At 64.1% G+C, this 14,677-nt stretch carries 13 protein-coding genes; 4 read left to right on the top strand and 9 right to left on the bottom strand.

Features of this window, described 5'->3' with window-relative positions; translation table 11 throughout:
• Window positions 1-131 precede the first annotated feature (131 nt).
• From QUG03_RS00640 to QUG03_RS00630, 3 genes are all read left to right on the top strand, one after another.
• Window positions 132-3,608: an indolepyruvate ferredoxin oxidoreductase family protein gene (locus QUG03_RS00640; protein ID WP_227105865.1), complete on the top strand. Its 3,477-nt coding sequence runs from the start codon at window positions 132-134 to the stop codon at window positions 3,606-3,608.
• Window positions 3,609-3,962: 354 nt separating this feature from the next.
• Window positions 3,963-4,514 (top strand): hypothetical protein, encoded by a 552-nt coding sequence (locus QUG03_RS00635; protein ID WP_107801309.1) that lies wholly within the window; start codon window positions 3,963-3,965, stop codon window positions 4,512-4,514.
• Between the two features lie 74 nt (window positions 4,515-4,588).
• Window positions 4,589-5,122 carry a DUF2059 domain-containing protein gene (locus QUG03_RS00630; protein WP_227105869.1) on the top strand — a complete coding sequence of 178 codons (534 nt, stop codon included), beginning with the start codon at window positions 4,589-4,591 and terminating at the stop codon, window positions 5,120-5,122.
• 64 nt (window positions 5,123-5,186) lie between these two features.
• Here the strand turns inward: QUG03_RS00630 and QUG03_RS00625 are convergent, their stop codons facing one another.
• From QUG03_RS00625 to QUG03_RS00605, 5 genes are all read right to left on the bottom strand, one after another.
• Window positions 5,187-5,990: a mechanosensitive ion channel family protein gene (locus tag QUG03_RS00625; protein ID WP_107801311.1), complete on the bottom strand. Its 804-nt coding sequence runs from the start codon at window positions 5,988-5,990 to the stop codon at window positions 5,187-5,189.
• A 157-nt stretch (window positions 5,991-6,147) separates the two neighbouring features.
• Window positions 6,148-6,876, bottom strand: coding sequence for an NAD-dependent protein deacylase (locus QUG03_RS00620; protein WP_500819146.1), 729 nt, complete (start codon window positions 6,874-6,876; stop codon window positions 6,148-6,150).
• A 98-nt stretch (window positions 6,877-6,974) separates the two neighbouring features.
• Window positions 6,975-7,313, bottom strand: a complete 339-nt coding sequence (locus QUG03_RS00615; protein ID WP_500819145.1) for a nucleotide pyrophosphohydrolase — start codon at window positions 7,311-7,313, stop codon at window positions 6,975-6,977.
• A gap of 187 nt (window positions 7,314-7,500) precedes the next feature.
• Window positions 7,501-9,408, bottom strand: a complete 1,908-nt coding sequence (locus QUG03_RS00610; RefSeq protein WP_500819144.1) for a bifunctional 2',3'-cyclic-nucleotide 2'-phosphodiesterase/3'-nucleotidase — start codon at window positions 9,406-9,408, stop codon at window positions 7,501-7,503.
• 34 nt (window positions 9,409-9,442) lie between these two features.
• Window positions 9,443-9,766: a winged helix-turn-helix transcriptional regulator gene (locus QUG03_RS00605; protein ID WP_107801315.1), complete on the bottom strand. Its 324-nt coding sequence runs from the start codon at window positions 9,764-9,766 to the stop codon at window positions 9,443-9,445.
• Between the two features lie 103 nt (window positions 9,767-9,869).
• Here QUG03_RS00605 and QUG03_RS00600 point away from each other — a divergent pair, with 103 nt between their 5' ends.
• Window positions 9,870-10,409, top strand: a complete 540-nt coding sequence (locus QUG03_RS00600; RefSeq protein ID WP_500819143.1) for an NAD(P)H-dependent oxidoreductase — start codon at window positions 9,870-9,872, stop codon at window positions 10,407-10,409.
• Window positions 10,410-10,492: 83 nt separating this feature from the next.
• Here QUG03_RS00600 and gstA read toward each other — a convergent pair whose 3' ends face one another.
• The 4 genes from gstA to QUG03_RS00580 form a co-directional block, all read right to left on the bottom strand.
• The gene (gstA, locus tag QUG03_RS00595) at window positions 10,493-11,104 is read right to left on the bottom strand and encodes a glutathione transferase GstA (protein ID WP_500819142.1); all 612 of its coding nucleotides are present in this window, start codon (window positions 11,102-11,104) and stop codon (window positions 10,493-10,495) included.
• A 121-nt stretch (window positions 11,105-11,225) separates the two neighbouring features.
• A complete protein-coding gene (locus QUG03_RS00590) occupies window positions 11,226-11,795 on the bottom strand; it encodes a DUF4337 domain-containing protein (RefSeq protein ID WP_227105875.1) in 570 nt (189 codons plus the stop codon).
• A gap of 82 nt (window positions 11,796-11,877) precedes the next feature.
• Complete coding sequence (locus QUG03_RS00585; RefSeq protein ID WP_107801319.1) at window positions 11,878-12,162, bottom strand: VF530 family protein; 285 nt, start codon at window positions 12,160-12,162, stop codon at window positions 11,878-11,880.
• Window positions 12,163-12,226: 64 nt separating this feature from the next.
• On the bottom strand, window positions 12,227-14,497 hold the full coding sequence (locus QUG03_RS00580) for a TerB family tellurite resistance protein (RefSeq protein ID WP_227105877.1): 2,271 nt from the start codon (window positions 14,495-14,497) through the stop codon (window positions 12,227-12,229).
• Window positions 14,498-14,677: the final 180 nt, after the last annotated feature.

The raw sequence follows: 14,677 nt of genomic DNA, 5'->3' as shown, positions 1-14,677 counted from the left end.
GCCAGCGGGTCTAAAACTTAAGGAGAAGGCCGGCCGAACGCGCCCACAAGGCGCAGGCCGGCCCCATCGCCACAAGCGATGGGACGTCCGCCGCGCGGCGGACGCGCCCGAGAATGACAGGAGGAGAAACCATGTCGATCCGCCACGCAGACCTGGAAGAAAAATACACGGCCCCCACCGGCCAGGTGCTGATGACCGGGATTCAGGCGCTGGTGCGCCTGCCCATGCTGCAACAACAACTGGACCGCGCCGCCGGGCTCAATACCGCCGGCTACGTCACCGGCTACCGCGGCTCCCCGCTGGGCAATGTCGACCAGACCATGCAGAAGGCCGGCAAATACCTGAAGGAACACAATGTGGTGTTCCACCCCGGCCTCAACGAGGACCTGGCCGCCACCGCGGTCTGGGGCACCCAGCAGGTGAATATGTTCGACGGCCCCAAATACGACGGCGTCTACGCGCTGTGGTACGGCAAGGGCCCGGGCGTGGACCGCTCCGGCGACGTGCTCAAGCACGGCAACGCCGCCGGCACCAGCCGCCACGGCGGCGTGCTGCTGGTGGCCGGCGACGACCACGCGGCCAAGTCGTCCACCTTCCCGCATCAATCCGACCACATCCTCGCCGCCAGCATGATTCCGGTGCTCAGCCCGTCCGGGGTGCAGGAAATCCTGGACTACGGCCTGCACGGCTGGGCGATGAGCCGCTATTCCGGCTGTTGGGTGTCGATCAAGGCGATCTCCGACACCATTGAAAGCTCCGCCATCGTCGACATCTCCCCGGAACGGCTGCAGTTCAAGATTCCGGAAGACTTCCCCTTGCCCGAGGACGGCCTCAACATCCGCTGGCCGGACGCGCCGCTGGCGCAGGAAAAACGCGTGCTGCACCACCGCCTGTACGCGGCGCTGGCCTATGCCCGCGCAAACAAGCTGAACCACATCACGCTGGATTCCCCCAAACCGCGGCTGGGCATCATCACCTGTGGCAAAAGCTATCTGGACGTGATGCAGGCGCTGGACGATCTGGGCATAGACGAGGCGCTGGCCGCCGACATCGGCCTGCGCATCTTCAAGGTGGGCATGGTCTGGCCGCTGGAGCCGGAAGGCGTGCGCCAGTTCGCAGAAGGCCTGGAAGAGATCCTGGTGGTGGAGGAAAAACGCCAGATCATCGAATACCAGTTGAAAGAGCAGCTGTACAACTGGCGCGACGACGTGCGCCCGCGCGTGGTGGGCAAGTTCGCCGAAAAAGGCGAATGGGCGCTGCCGCACGGCGACTGGCTGCTGCCGGCCGCCGGCGAGCTGACCCCGGCGATGATCGCCCGCGCCATCGCCGGCCGGCTGGCGCTGATCTTCGACAGCCCCATCATCCACGACAGGCTGAAGTTCTACGACGACAAGGAAGCCCAGCTGGTCAAACCGCGCGAGTCCATCGCCCGCGTGCCCCACTACTGCTCCGGCTGTCCGCACAACACCAGCACCAAGGTGCCGGAAGGCAGCCGCGCCGTCGCCGGCATCGGCTGCCACTATATGGCGCACTGGATTCAGGCAGACAGCACCAAGACCTTCACCCAGATGGGCGGCGAAGGCATCACCTGGGTGGGCCAGGCGCCGTTCACCCACACCAAGCACATCTTCACCAATCTAGGCGACGGCACCTACTTCCACTCCGGCTTGCTGGCCATCCGCGCCGCCGTGGCCGCCAAGGTCAACATCACCTACAAGATCCTGTACAACGACGCGGTGGCGATGACCGGCGGCCAGCACGTGGACGGCTATCTGGACGTGCCCATGATCACCCGCCAGCTGGCGGCGGAAGGCATCAAGCGCATCGTGATCACCAGCGACGATCCGGACAAATACCAGAACGTCCAGGGCCTGGCGGCCGGCGTGGAAGTCTTCCACCGCCGCGAACTGGACCGGCTGCAAAAAGAACTGCGCGAAGTCGAAGGCACCACCATCCTGATCCACGATCAGACCTGCGCCGCAGAGAAGCGCCGCCGCCGCAAACGCGGCGACTACCCCGACCCGGCCAAACGCGCCTTCATCAACCAGCAGGTCTGCGAAGGCTGCGGCGATTGCGGCCAGAAATCCGGCTGTCTGTCGGTGTTGCCGGTGGAAACCCCGCTGGGCCGCAAACGCAAGATCGACCAGTCCAGCTGCAATAAGGACTACTCCTGCGTAGAGGGCTTCTGCCCCAGCTTCGTCACCGTGGAAGGCGGCCAGCTGAAGAAATCCGCCGGCAGCAGCGCCAGCCTGGGCGCGATGCCGGCGCTGCCGGAACCGACGATTCCGCAACTCCACGAACCGTTCAGCATCATGGTCACCGGCGTCGGCGGCACCGGCGTGGTCACCATAGGCCAGGTGCTGGGCATGGCCGCCTATCTGGACCGCAAGGGCGTCACCGTGCTGGACATGGCCGGCCTGGCGCAGAAAGGCGGTTCGGTGTGGTCGCATGTGCGCATCGCCGACAGCCAGGACAAGCTGCACGCGGTGCGCATCGCCGCCGGCGACGCCAACCTGGTGCTGGGCTGCGATCTGGTGGTCACCGCCGCCGAGGAGGCGCTGGCCAAGATGCGCGACGGCTTCAGCCACGCCATCGTCAACAACTACGAATCGCCGACCAGCGCCTTCCTGAAAAACCCGGACGTGCGCTTCCCCAGCAAGGCGATGAAGGACGCCGTCGTCGAATCGGTGGGCGCCGGCCGCTACAGCGAGGTCAACGCCACCCGGCTGGCCACCTCGCTGCTGGGCGACGCCATCGCCAGCAATATGTTCATGCTGGGCTACGCCTGGCAAAAGGGTTTGGTGCCGGTGACGCTGGAAGCCATCATGGAGGCGGTGCGCCTGAACGGCGCCGCGGTCAAGTTCAATCAGGACGCCTTCAGCTGGGGCCGTCACGCCGCCCATGATCCGGCGCGCATCGAAGCGCTGGTCAGTCCGTCGGCTGTGGTGGCCTTCGTTCCACGTGAAACGCCGGACGCGGTGCTGCACCACCGCTCCAGCGCGCTGACCGCCTACCAGAACGCGGCGCTGGCCGAACGCTACAAGGCGCTGGTCGGCCGCGTGCGCCAGGCCGAGGAAGCGCTGAACCCGGCCAGCAGCGCGCTGACGCTGGCGGTGGCCAAGAACTACTACCATGTGCTGGCCTACAAGGACGAATTCGAAGTGGCCCGGCTCTACACCGACGGCGGCTTCCAGCGCGAGCTGGCGCAGCAGTTCGACGGCGATTACCAGCTGCGCTTCCACATCGGCGCCGGCTGGATCACCGGCGGCCAGCCGCGCAAAGTGGCTTTCGGCCCCTGGCTGCTGACCGGCATGAAGTGGCTGGCCAAGCTGCGCTTCCTGCGCGGCACCCTGCTGGACCCGTTCGCTTGGCAGGCCGACCGCAAGCTGGAGCGCCGGCTGATCGGCGAGTTCGAACAACAGGTGGACGCCTTGCTGGGCAGTCTGACGCTGGACGCGCTGCCGCGCGCGGTGGAGCTGGTGAAAACCTGGGAAGGCGTGCGCGGCTTCGGCCACATCAAGGAGCGCAACTACCAGCAGGCCAAGAGCAAACAAACGCAGCTGCTGAGCGAGTTGAAGCCGGGGGGCAAAAACCGCCAGGTGGCCTAAGAACCTGTTTAGGATCTGCTGCGCTTCGTGGAGCGTTGCACGGTGAGTACAAGCTCAAAATGCTCGTGTACCACGTGTACATTCCGCTTTTTCACTCGTTTTCGCCTTGTCTCGCCCTGGCTCGCGAGATCGTAAATAGGTTCTAAGTTGAACAGATTGAAGTTGCTGTAAACGTAGTACCCGAGTGTTCCTACAGCTTGCGGGCGTCGACCAAGGTCGACGCCCTTTTTTTACCCATTCTTTCTGCCGGTCGCGCCCTGCTCGCATTGAAAATGCCAAAAGCATTTCCTAGCCTCAAGACTGGCGCACTCTCGCGCCGTCCCATCCCAAGCTTGTCCGCATAGGAGACCCCATATGTCCCTGAACTGTCGCCACTGGCTGCTCGCCTCCGCCTGCGCGCTGCTATTGGGCTGCGCGTCCACGCCCGGCAGCGACCGCTGCGCCGGCCTGACCCAGCCAGCCCTGCCCGGCATGGCCGCGGTGGACAATCCCGATCTGCTGAACAGCGCATTGGGCCAGCCCGGCAAAGGCGGCCTGTGCGCCGGCCAGGTACGGCGCCAGGAGCCGGCGGATCAAACCGTGACGGTCTACCGCGTGTACGACAGCGCCAAGGCCAATTCGCGGCTGGGCCGCTGGTGGTCGTTCAGCCAGCCGCAAGGGCCGGTGGCCGCCTACCGCGCCGCCAACGCCATCTGCCCAAGCTGGAGCCAGCTCAACCGCATGGTGCGCTGCCAATTGAAAGTGGGCGCCCAGGTGGCGGTGGGCCCGGGCCAGAGCGCCGATTGCGCGCCGGACGCCAACTATCCGCCCTCGCCGGTCAACCAGGTCTACATCCCCAACGCCAGCCCAGACAGCCTGCTGGTGGAGCGCTGCGAGGACCTGGGAGATTTCCCGCCGGCCTCTTGAGCGAGACCCCACTCAATTGACGCCAACCTTCTAAGCCATCAGCATGGTCGTTTATTCCAACAAGAGAAACGACCATGCGCCTTAAGCCCCTTCTCGCCGCCGGCCTGTGCGCCGCGCTGTTCCACGCCGGCCCGGCGTTCGCCGCCGAAGACAGCGTCGCCGCCGCCAAAGCCCTGCTGCGGGCGATGCGTTACGACGAGATCATCGCGCAAACGATGCAACAGATGGAAGCCTCCATGCAGCAGCAAATGGAGCAGCAGCTGTGGCAAAACCTGCCAAACTGCGCGGAAACGCCGGACTGCAAAAGCAAGGTCGGCGCTTTTCTGCAGCAGGTGATGAAAACCCAGCAAGCCTATTTCCAATCCCCCGAAACCCGCAAATTGATGAACGAAGTGCAGGTCCAGGCGCTGAGCAAGAATTTCAGCGTCGCCGAGATCCGCGAGATGAGCGCTTTCTATCAGACCCCCACCGGCAGCAAGATGCTGCGGCTGATGCCCAAGATCACGGCGGAAATCGGTCCGGTGCTGATGAAGGACATCGGCCAGCGCTTGATGCCCGAGCTCAAGCAGCAGATGGACGAGTTCGCGCGGCGGAACGACGTCCGCTAAACCGGCCAACACGCAGCAAAACGGGGCCAGCGGCCCCGCTATTGTTGTCCAGCGCCCGCGGCGCTCAGCTCTGACGCACCACCATCGCCTGCTCCGGCGCCGGGAAGCCGCCGGCGGCCAGGGTCTCGCGAATCACGCGGTTGCTGTCGAAATACACCTGCCAGTAATCCTGCGGCTTGCAATAAGGCCGCACCGCCAACACCGGTCCCAAGGGCGTGAACTCCAGCAGGCCGATGTCCGGCGCCGGGCTGGCTAGCACATTGGGCACCTTGGCCACCGTCTCCCGCAGCAAGCTCATCGCCGCGGCGTGATCGGCGCTGGCGGCCAACTGGGCTTTCAAATCCACCCGCCGCTGTTCGTTAACACTGAAGTTCTGGATGGTGTCGGAGAAGATCTTGTTATTGCCGATCAGGGTCAGCACCCCGTCCGGCGTGTCCACCGCGGTGGCGAACAAGCCGATATGCTTGACCGTGCCGATCACGCCGGCCACGCCCACCAGATCGCCCACTTTGAACGGCCGCAACACCACCAGGAAGATGCCGGCGGCGAAATTGGCCAGCAGTCCGCTCCAGGCCATGCCCACCGCCACGCCGGCGGCGGCGATCACCGCGGCGAAGGTGGTGGTCTGCACCCCGAAGAAACCGAGGATGCCGATCACCAGCACAATGGTCAGCGTCACGTCCAGGAAGGACTTCACGTACTGGCGGATGGTGTGGTCCAGCGACTTGCTGGCCAGCTTGGCGTCCAGCAGCCGGGTGGCGAAATTGATCAGCCAGCGGCCCACCAGCCACAGCAAGATGGCCGACAAGATATTGAGGCCGATCTTCACCGCCAGATCGGTCCAGTGAGTCCAGTTAATGGCATCCATTTGTAAATTCCCCTTTTGAACGGTTTTGCAACATGTTTAAAGATAGGAGTTTGCCACAGAAATACCAAATGAATTTTAAATGCGAAACCGCCTCGTCGTTTTTTAGCACCGGTTCAAAGTCCCGCGAGCCGACGCGCGGCGGGCCCTGCGCCGCCTCTCAAGCGTCGGACAAGGCGCGGCAGGTCTCCCCGATGCCGCCCAGAATGCGCAGGTCGAAAGCGTGCTCCATGCGCGTGGGCGTGTAATTGATCAAGGCGGTGGCCACGCCGGCCTGCGCCGCCTCCAGCGGGATCAGATTGACCGGCGACACCTCCAACGACGAGCCCATCACCAGCAGCAGGTCCGCCTGCAAGGCGGCGTCGAAGGCCAGCTCGATCAAGGGCACCGCCTCCCCGTACAGCACCACGTCGGGCTTGAGCACGTCGTGACACAGCCGGCAGACCGGCAGCGGGTGATGCAGCACGTAGTCCAGCGCGTGAGTGGTGTCGCAGCTGGGGCAGCTGGCGGTCAGCAAGCTGCCGTGCAATTCCAACACCTGGCCGCTGCCGGCGCGCGCGTGCAGGCCGTCTATGTTCTGAGTCAGCACTGTCACCCGCTTGCCCTGCTGCTCCAATTCCGCCAGAAACTGGTGGCCGGCGTTGGGCCGGTAATCGCCAATCAACTTGATGCGGAAGATCTCGCGAAACGCCTGCCAGAACGCCTCCGGATCGCGACGAAAATAATCGATGGACACCACTTCGGCCAGGCTCATGCTGCGCGACCACAGGCCGTTGGCGGAGCGGAAATCCGGGATGCCGGATTCGGTGCTCATGCCGGCGCCGGTCAGCGCCACAATGGTTTCCGCCTGCTCCAGCATCTGGCGCAGGCGGTGGATTTGCTCGGACATCTATGCATTCCAGCTATTGATTGAATCCACTATAGAAGCTGGCCGCGTCATGCACTCGCGTACCGTGGCCTCAGCTTAGCCGTTTTCATGCCATACGCTCAGCCGGCCGTTGGCACAGGGTATTTGACGGCGTTCTTGGCCATTTTGTCGCGTACCGCCGCGTCCAGGTTCACTCCCGTCACCATCGCCAGCCGCGTCAGGTAGAGCAGCACATCGGCGATTTCCTCCTGCAGATGGGTGAAGCGCGCCGGATCGTCGCGCAGCGCGGCGGCTTCCTCGTCGCTCAGCCATTGGAAGATTTCCGCCAGTTCGCCCACCTCGCCCACCAGCGCCAGCATCAGGCCGCGCGGCGTGTGGTAGCGGTTCCAGTCGCGTTCATCGGCAAAACGCTGCAATGCGGCGGTGAGTTTTTCAGTAGCAATCAGGGCTTCGGTCATCGCTCAATCCGGGTTTCACGTGGAACATCAGGCGCTTGCCGCCTCAGAGCCTGTTCAAAAGCTCGCGAGCGAAACAAGGCGTTGCGGCTGAGAAAGCAGAGTGTACATACGGTACATGAGTATTTCGAAGTTGTACTCAACCGTGCCACGTCTCAGCAGACTTTGAACAGGTTCTTAAACCTTTCTCTTATTCCACCAGCTCCAGGCTCACCGAACCGTCGCCATGCTCCGCCGCCAGGCGGAACTGCGGCTGGCGCGCCAGATAGCGCAACGCGCCGGCACCGGTGTCGAAGCGCATGGCGACGCCGGCCACCGGCAGGATGCGCCAGGCCGGCTTGGCCGCCGGGTCCACCACCTTGCGCTCGGCCAGATAGGCGGCCACCGCCGCGCGGTTTTCGTCCGGCGAATCCACCACCACGCGGCTGGAGTCTATGCCGGGGAAGTGGCCGCCGCCGGAGGCGCGGTAGTTGTTGGTGGCCACCAGGAAACCGGCGTTCTCGTCTATCGGCTTGCCCTGGTAGCTCAGCTTGACGATGCGATGGCTGTCCGGCGCCGCCAGCTTGCCGTCGGCGTCGTAGCGCGCCGGCCGGCTGACGTCGATCTCATAGCTGACGCCGGCGATGCTGTCGAAGTTGTAAGAGCGGAATTCCGGGTTCAGCAGCGGCTGGGTCTTGGGGCCCTTGGGATCGATGCGCAGGAACTGCCCGGCCGACATCTCCAGCCACTCGCGCACTTCGCGGCCGCTGACCTTCACCACCTTCAGCGTATTGGGATAGATGTAGAGATCGGCCAGATTGCGGATCGCCAGCGGACCGGCCGGGATTTCGGTGTAGTAATTCCAGCCCTGGCGGCCGCCGGCCTTGAACGGCGCGGCGGCGGACAGCACCGGCAAGCCTTCGTACTCGGTGCCCTTGATCGCGTTCTTCACATACCAAGCCTGGGCCTCGGCCACGATCTGCACCGAGGGATCGTCCGCCGCCTGGGCGAAGTAGCTGTAAATCGGCGCGCGGGTTTCCGCCACCTTGCCGCGCACATAGTCCAACGTCCGGCGGTGTTCGGCGGCGATCAGCTCGGCCACCTTGGGCTCGGCGGCCGCCAGCGATCGCTTGGCCTGCTTGTCGTAGACGGCGCGCAAGCCGGCCTGTTTGCCGCTCACCTTCCAGCCGCCGTCGCCGCGCTCCAGCACCAGGTCCACCACGCCGATATGGTCGCCCCAACGTCCCGGCATCACCGCCGGCACGCCGTTGATGGTGCCGGCGGCCAGGTCCACCTTGGGATAGCCGGCGAAGGCGGAAGACGGGAATTCCGCGTGAGCGTGGCCGAACAAGATGGCGTCGATGCCGGCCACCTCGGCCAGGCCGGCCACCGAGTTCTCGGCGAAGCGCGCGCTCTCGCCTTTTTCGAAACCGGAATGCGGCACCGCAATCACGATGTCGGCGCCCTTCTGCTTGAGTTCAGGCAGATAGCGGCGCGCGGTGTCGACGATGTCCCTCACCTCCACCTTGCCCTGCAGATTGGCCTTGTCCCACTGCATGATCTGCGGCGGCACAAAGCCGATCACGCCGATGTTCAGCGTCTGCGGCTGGCCGTCCTCGTCCTTGAACTCCCGCTTGAGCAACACATAGGGCTGGAAATACGGCCGGCCGGTCTTGGCGTCCACCACATTGGCGTTGACGTAGGGAAAGGCCGCCGTCTTCAGCGCCTGACCCAGAAAGGGCAAGCCGTAATTGAACTCGTGGTTGCCGATATTGCCGGCGTCGTAACCCAGCCAGTTGAGCACTTTGTAGGCGGGATGAACCTCGCCGGCGCGCAGCGGCTGAACCTTGGCCACCAGATCGCCCAGCGGATTGCCTTGCAACAGATCGCCGTTGTCTATCAGCAGGCTGTTGCGCGCCTCTTGCCGCGCCGCGCGGATCAGCGTCGCCGCGCGCGCCAGGCCGAAGTCCTGCGTCGGCTTGTCCTGGTAGTAATCGTAATCCAGCAGGTTCATGTGCACGTCGGAGGTTTCCAGCACCCGCAGCTTCAGCGGGGCAGCCCAAGCGTTCACGGCCGTCGCGGCCAACAGGGAGGTGAGGAGGAGAGGCGCAAGTTTCACGGGACAGCCTTTTTCTGGTTTTATCGCGCCCGCATTATACGCCCGCCGTCGGCCGCTCCAGATAGAAAGCGCCCCAGGCGCACATCGCGTCTATCACCGGCCGCAGCGTGTCGCCCAGCTCGGTCAGCCGGTAATCCACCCGCGGCGGCACTTCCGCGTAAACCGTGCGCGCGATCAGGCCGTCGCGCTCCAGTTCGCGCAGTTGCTCGGTCAACACTTTCTGCGACACCCCGCCCAGCAAGCGGCGCAGTTCGCCGGTGCGCCGGCTGTCTTCGGACAAATGGCAGAGGATCGCGCATTTCCATTTGCCGCCCACCAGCCGCACGGTGGCGTCGATGGGGAAATTCAGTTCGCTCATGCGGGCACAGTTACCTCTTGGTGCTTATGAAACAAAAAAGTGCATACTTATCAACAACTTGATCCGTTGTTAGCATGCCCTCTCCCATTTTACAGGAAGCGCCATGAAAACCCTGATCATCGTTGCCCACCCCGATCTGGAACAATCCCGAATCAACCGCCGCTGGATGGCCGCGTTATGCCGGCACCCGGAGCGCTACACCGTGCACTCGCTCTATCAGGCCTACCCGGACGGCAATATCGACGTGGCGCGCGAACAGGCGCTGCTGAACCGCCACCAACGCATCGTGCTGCAATTCCCGCTGTACTGGTTCAGTTCGCCGCCGCTGTTGAAAACCTGGCAGGACCAGGTGCTGGACGAGGGCTTCGCCATCGGCGCATGGCCGGAAGACTGGCGCATGCGGGACAAGCGCATCAGCGTGGCGGTATCCACCGGCATACGCGAGCGGGACTTCGCGCCCGACGGCCGCTATCTGTACCGGATGGAGGAAGTGCTGCGGCCGTTCGAGCTGACCTGCCGCTACCTCCGCGCCGAATGGCTGCCCGGCTTCGCGCTGCACGGCGCCGAGCACGATCTGAGCGACGCCGAGATCGAGGCCAGCGCGGACGCGTATCTGCGGCACCTGCAGGCCGAGGCAGTATAAATCCACTCGCCATGAAAAATGCCCGGCCGAAGCCGGGCATGATCTTGTCTGGAACGGAGAACGTATTCCCGTTCCAGTTGGAATTATTCCAGCAAGCCTTCCGCCTTCAAGGCCTGCTGCACGAAGGGCAGCACCGCCACGCGTTTCTGGAAATCGATCAGCGCCGGGAAATCGCCCAGCGAGCGCTGGACGAACTGCGCCCAGTTCAGGCAGGTGAACAGATAGGCGTCGGCCACGCTGAAACGTTCGCCCAGCAGATAGGGCGTTTTCGCCAGCTGCTGTTCCACCAGTCCCAGGCGGCGGGTCAGCTTGTCCCAGGCCTGCTGCTTGAGCTCGTCGCTATTGGGATAGAACAGCGGCGAGAAGCCCTTGTGCACCTCGGTGGAGATATAGTTCAGCCACTCTTGCAGCCGGTAGCGCTCCAGCGTGCCGTTGGCCGGCGCCAACTGCTTGGCCGGCACCTGATCCGCCAGGTATTGCACGATGGCCACGCCCTCGGCCAGCAGTTCGCCGTTGTCCAGCTGCAAAGCCGGCACATAGCCGCGCGGATTGATGGTGGAGAAGTCCACCCCGCCCTCGGTCAGATGCGGCTGAACCTTGAGATTGACCTTCTCGGTGTCGAACGGCAGGCCGCTGGCGAACAACACGATATGCGGGGACAGCGAGCAGGCGCCGGGGGAAAAATACAGTTTCATCGCTTTTCTCCAGTTCAGAATGTCTCGGGACAAAACGCAGGATTGCGGAAAACCCGGACAGCCTGATCCAAATCGATGACAGTTGCAACCCTGCCGCCGATAGGGCCGCAGCCTCGGCGGCTCAGCCCAGCAAGGAAACGATCCAGCCCGGATGGATGTTCCAGCCGGCAAAGCCCGCCAGCCAGAAAAACACGCCCAGCGCGCCAAAAGCCCAGGCGCACAAGAGCGGAATGAAATTGGCGGCCAGCGCCGCCACCGCGGCGCAAGCCACGGCGATGGACAGGCCGGCGTCGCTGACGTCGAACAGCTCATGGCGAGCGTTCAACTCCTCGAAGCCCTGCTCCTTGGCCTTGGCTTTCTGCTGCAAAGCCTGCGCCTCCGCCGCGTAGCGGGCGATATCGCCTTGAATCGCCGCTTGCTCCGGCCGCAAGGCCGCCGCCGCCGCCGGATTGGCCAGCGCCAGCAAACGCGCCTGGCGCAGGCTGCTTTCCGCCAGATGCTGTTTGATCTTCTTGGATTGGTATTCGGACCAGCCGTCCACGGCGTCCGCCTTCAAGAGCTGGCGCGCCTGCACGATATTGTCGTCCTTCAGCTTGCCCAGTCCCATGAACACCGACAGCAGCACCACGGTCAGCGCCACCAGGCTGTTCAAGTACTTCTTCTCCGCTTCCACGCTGATTTCCAGTTCCATCTCACGCTCCCGGCTGACGATAGGGGGTTCCCATCGCCATAACGCAATACAGCGTCAAACCGTGGACAGGGACAATGGATCGTCAGGACGATTTTTTGGAAAACAGCCGCGGACGGGAGTCCGTTCCGGAACCGGCGGCCGCCTGCGGCCGGGTCTTCAGCGCCACGAACAAGTCTTCCACCTGCTGGCGCGCCCACGGGGTGCGGCGCAAGAAGGCCAGGCTGGATTTGACGCTGGGATCGTGATTGAAGCAGCGGATCTGGATGCGCCGGCCCAGCTCCGGCCAGCCGTAGTGGCCGACCAGCTGGTTCAGCATCTGTTCCAGCGTGACGCCGTGGGTGGGGTTCTTGGCTTGCGATGCGTTCATGATCGTGTTTTCTGGCTTGGGCGGGCGCAGTGTACCTTGCGCCCGCCGCGCCGCAAAGCCACCCTCACGCGGCCGGCTTGGGCTTGCGTTGCCGCGGCGCGCGCTGGGGCGCGGGCTTGACGGGCGCCGGGGCCGCGGCGGGAGCGGCGTGCCGCTGCGCCAAGCCCATCGCCAGCGCCAGCCGGCCCAGCCGCTGTTGTTTTTCGCCGCTGATGGGCCCGGCCGCCTGCAGCAACAGGATGGCCAATTCCAGCGAGAACTGGCGCTGCTCCTCGGTGGGCAGCAAATGCTCCAGCGTCGCCAGCGCGCGTTTCTCGTCGTTGCGCACCAGCCAGGTTTGCCGCCGCACCGCCTGCTTGAACTGCTCCAGCGTCAAATCCTCGCCCAGGGCGGTTTCCTGCATCACCCGGCGGATGGCGTTGAACGGCCTCACGTCCACCACGCCGTTGCCGATGGCGACATAGATCAGCAGCCGCAAAAAGCCGTCCACCGGCCCGCCCTCGGCGTAATGGGCTTCCAGCTCCTGGCGCTTGAGCCGCAGCATCTCGCTGCGCTCCCAGCTGCCATCCGCCTTGCGCACTCCGTATTCGCGCTGCGGCTTCAAGCCGGTCAGCGCCGCGCTCCACGGCGATTCGAACAGGCTACGGAAACTCAGTTCCTGCCAGGCGTCGCGGCCGTCGCGCCAGCCGTCCAGCGCGGTCTCCATCAAGCGCGCGTAGCTTTGCTGCCATTGCCAGAAGGGATTGTCCTCCGCCGCCGGCCGCCGCTCGTCGCGCACTTGCTCCGCCCATTGCCTCAGCCCGGCCAGCCAGGGGTTGCGGCTGGAGAACCAGCGCCGCTCCAGGCGCGACGGGTGCATTTCGCGCCACCAGCGCGCGGTGTGCTCATTACCGTACAAACGCAGCCAGGGCGAGACGAAGGTGTCGTACAACTGCTGGTTGACCTCGCCCACCCGACGCACCACTTCGAAAGCGGCCTCGCCCTGGCGGCCGTCGCCCAGGGCCAGGATGTCGTCGATGTCGCGCGGCTCGAAGCGGATCACATAGCGCCCTTGCAGATATTCCAGCCCGGCCATTTCCGGGTGGGTATCGGTGATGATGGCCTCGTACAGGCCGGGCGGCAGCACGTCGATCAGGTCCAGCGCGCTGGCCAGTTCGCTGTGCTCCTTGTTGGCCACGCCGGCGGACACGAAAATGCCCAGATGGCCCACCTGTTCGTGCAGGCAATAGACGATGGTCTGCTCATTGACGCGGATGTCCTCCACGCTGTGGTACAGATCCGCGATCCAGAACAAGGCCTGCTGCGGCGGCGTGATGTTGTCGCCCCAGGAGGCGAACACCACGATGGGCGAACGGATATTGCGCAAATCCACCGCCTGCCGCCCCTGCTCCAGCGTCACCTCGCCGTGGCTCAGCCGGTTGCCGACGAACAGGTTCTGCACAATCCACTCCATTTCCGCCTTGTTCAGCAGATAGTGGCCGCCCCACCAGCGTTCAAACTCCAGAAAGCGTTCGCGCTCGCTGTCCACCTTGGCGTACAGGGTGTAAGGCTTTTTCCAGTAGGTGTTAGCCGGGTCCAGCTGCTCGAAATTGCTGACCAGATGGGCGCCGTCGAACTGGCCGTGGCCCAGGTCTCCGGCCAGGGAGGCCATCCAGGTGCCGCCGTATAGGCCGCCGGAATAACGCATCGGATTCTTGCCGGCCACGCCGGCCCAGTAGGACAAGGGCGAACCGGCCAGCAGAATGGGGCCCACCAGTTCCGGCGCGGTGGCCGCCAGCATCGCCAAGGCCCAGCCGCCCTGGCAATTGCCGATGACGAAGGGCTTGCCGGAACTGTGCGGATGCAGTTGATTGACCTTTTGCAGAAAGATCTTCTCGGCCCGCCACACGCATTCAATCGTCTGCTTGGGCTCCGGCACCGGGAAGAACATCACGAAATAACAAGGATGGCCTTGGCGCAACGCGATGCCGATCTCACTATCCATCTTGAAACCGCCTATGCCGGGCCCGTGGCCGGCGCGCGGGTCTATCACCACGAAGGGCCGTTTGGCCGGGTCCGGTTTCGGGCAGCCGTCCGGCGGACGGATGGCCGACAAGGCGTAATTGACCGGTTGTTCCAGTTCGCGGCCGTCGACGATGATGTCATAGTCGAACACCAGCACCGGCGGGTGGCCGGAGGCGGCGTGCTCCAGATAGGTGTCGCCGCGCTGGCGCAAAATATCGCAATACAGCACGGAACGCTGCCAGGCATCGATCCAATACTCCACCAAGGCGCCGTTCAAACCGCCCGCGCCCAGCGCGGAGAACCAAGGAAATGAAGAGTCAGGCAGGCTCATGCGAAAACGCTCCGGCGACGATAAGGGAATGCCGCAATTCACTCTAGTTCAAATCCCCGCGCCGGTCGGGAAAAAGCCCGTAGGCAAAACGCTTGCGGACGGGCTTTACATTTGGTAACAATTGACCCCGGCCAACTCATACTTAATTGACAGTCGCCATCCAGAATAATGGAGTGATCC

It is taken from the genome of Chromobacterium sp. CCUG 30098 (assembly GCF_059916605.1).
The sequence above is the reverse complement of the archived record's forward strand: the minus strand, read 5'-3'. Positions and strand labels throughout refer to the sequence as shown.

Excerpts from the sequence above, each read along its gene's own strand:
- QUG03_RS00640 (WP_227105865.1), top strand. The coding sequence starts at position 132 with ATGTCGATCCGCCACGCAGACCTGGAAGAAAAATACACGGCCCCCACC.
- QUG03_RS00635 (WP_107801309.1), top strand. The coding sequence starts at position 3,963 with ATGTCCCTGAACTGTCGCCACTGGCTGCTCGCCTCCGCCTGCGCGCTG.
- QUG03_RS00630 (WP_227105869.1), top strand. The coding sequence starts at position 4,589 with ATGCGCCTTAAGCCCCTTCTCGCCGCCGGCCTGTGCGCCGCGCTGTTC.
- QUG03_RS00625 (WP_107801311.1), bottom strand. The coding sequence starts at position 5,990 with ATGGATGCCATTAACTGGACTCACTGGACCGATCTGGCGGTGAAGATC.
- QUG03_RS00620 (WP_500819146.1), bottom strand. The coding sequence starts at position 6,876 with ATGTCCGAGCAAATCCACCGCCTGCGCCAGATGCTGGAGCAGGCGGAA.
- QUG03_RS00615 (WP_500819145.1), bottom strand. The coding sequence starts at position 7,313 with ATGACCGAAGCCCTGATTGCTACTGAAAAACTCACCGCCGCATTGCAG.
- QUG03_RS00605 (WP_107801315.1), bottom strand. The coding sequence starts at position 9,766 with ATGAGCGAACTGAATTTCCCCATCGACGCCACCGTGCGGCTGGTGGGC.
- QUG03_RS00600 (WP_500819143.1), top strand. The coding sequence starts at position 9,870 with ATGAAAACCCTGATCATCGTTGCCCACCCCGATCTGGAACAATCCCGA.
- gstA (WP_500819142.1), bottom strand. The coding sequence starts at position 11,104 with ATGAAACTGTATTTTTCCCCCGGCGCCTGCTCGCTGTCCCCGCATATC.
- QUG03_RS00590 (WP_227105875.1), bottom strand. The coding sequence starts at position 11,795 with ATGGAACTGGAAATCAGCGTGGAAGCGGAGAAGAAGTACTTGAACAGC.
- QUG03_RS00585 (WP_107801319.1), bottom strand. The coding sequence starts at position 12,162 with ATGAACGCATCGCAAGCCAAGAACCCCACCCACGGCGTCACGCTGGAA.
- QUG03_RS00580 (WP_227105877.1), bottom strand. The coding sequence starts at position 14,497 with ATGAGCCTGCCTGACTCTTCATTTCCTTGGTTCTCCGCGCTGGGCGCG.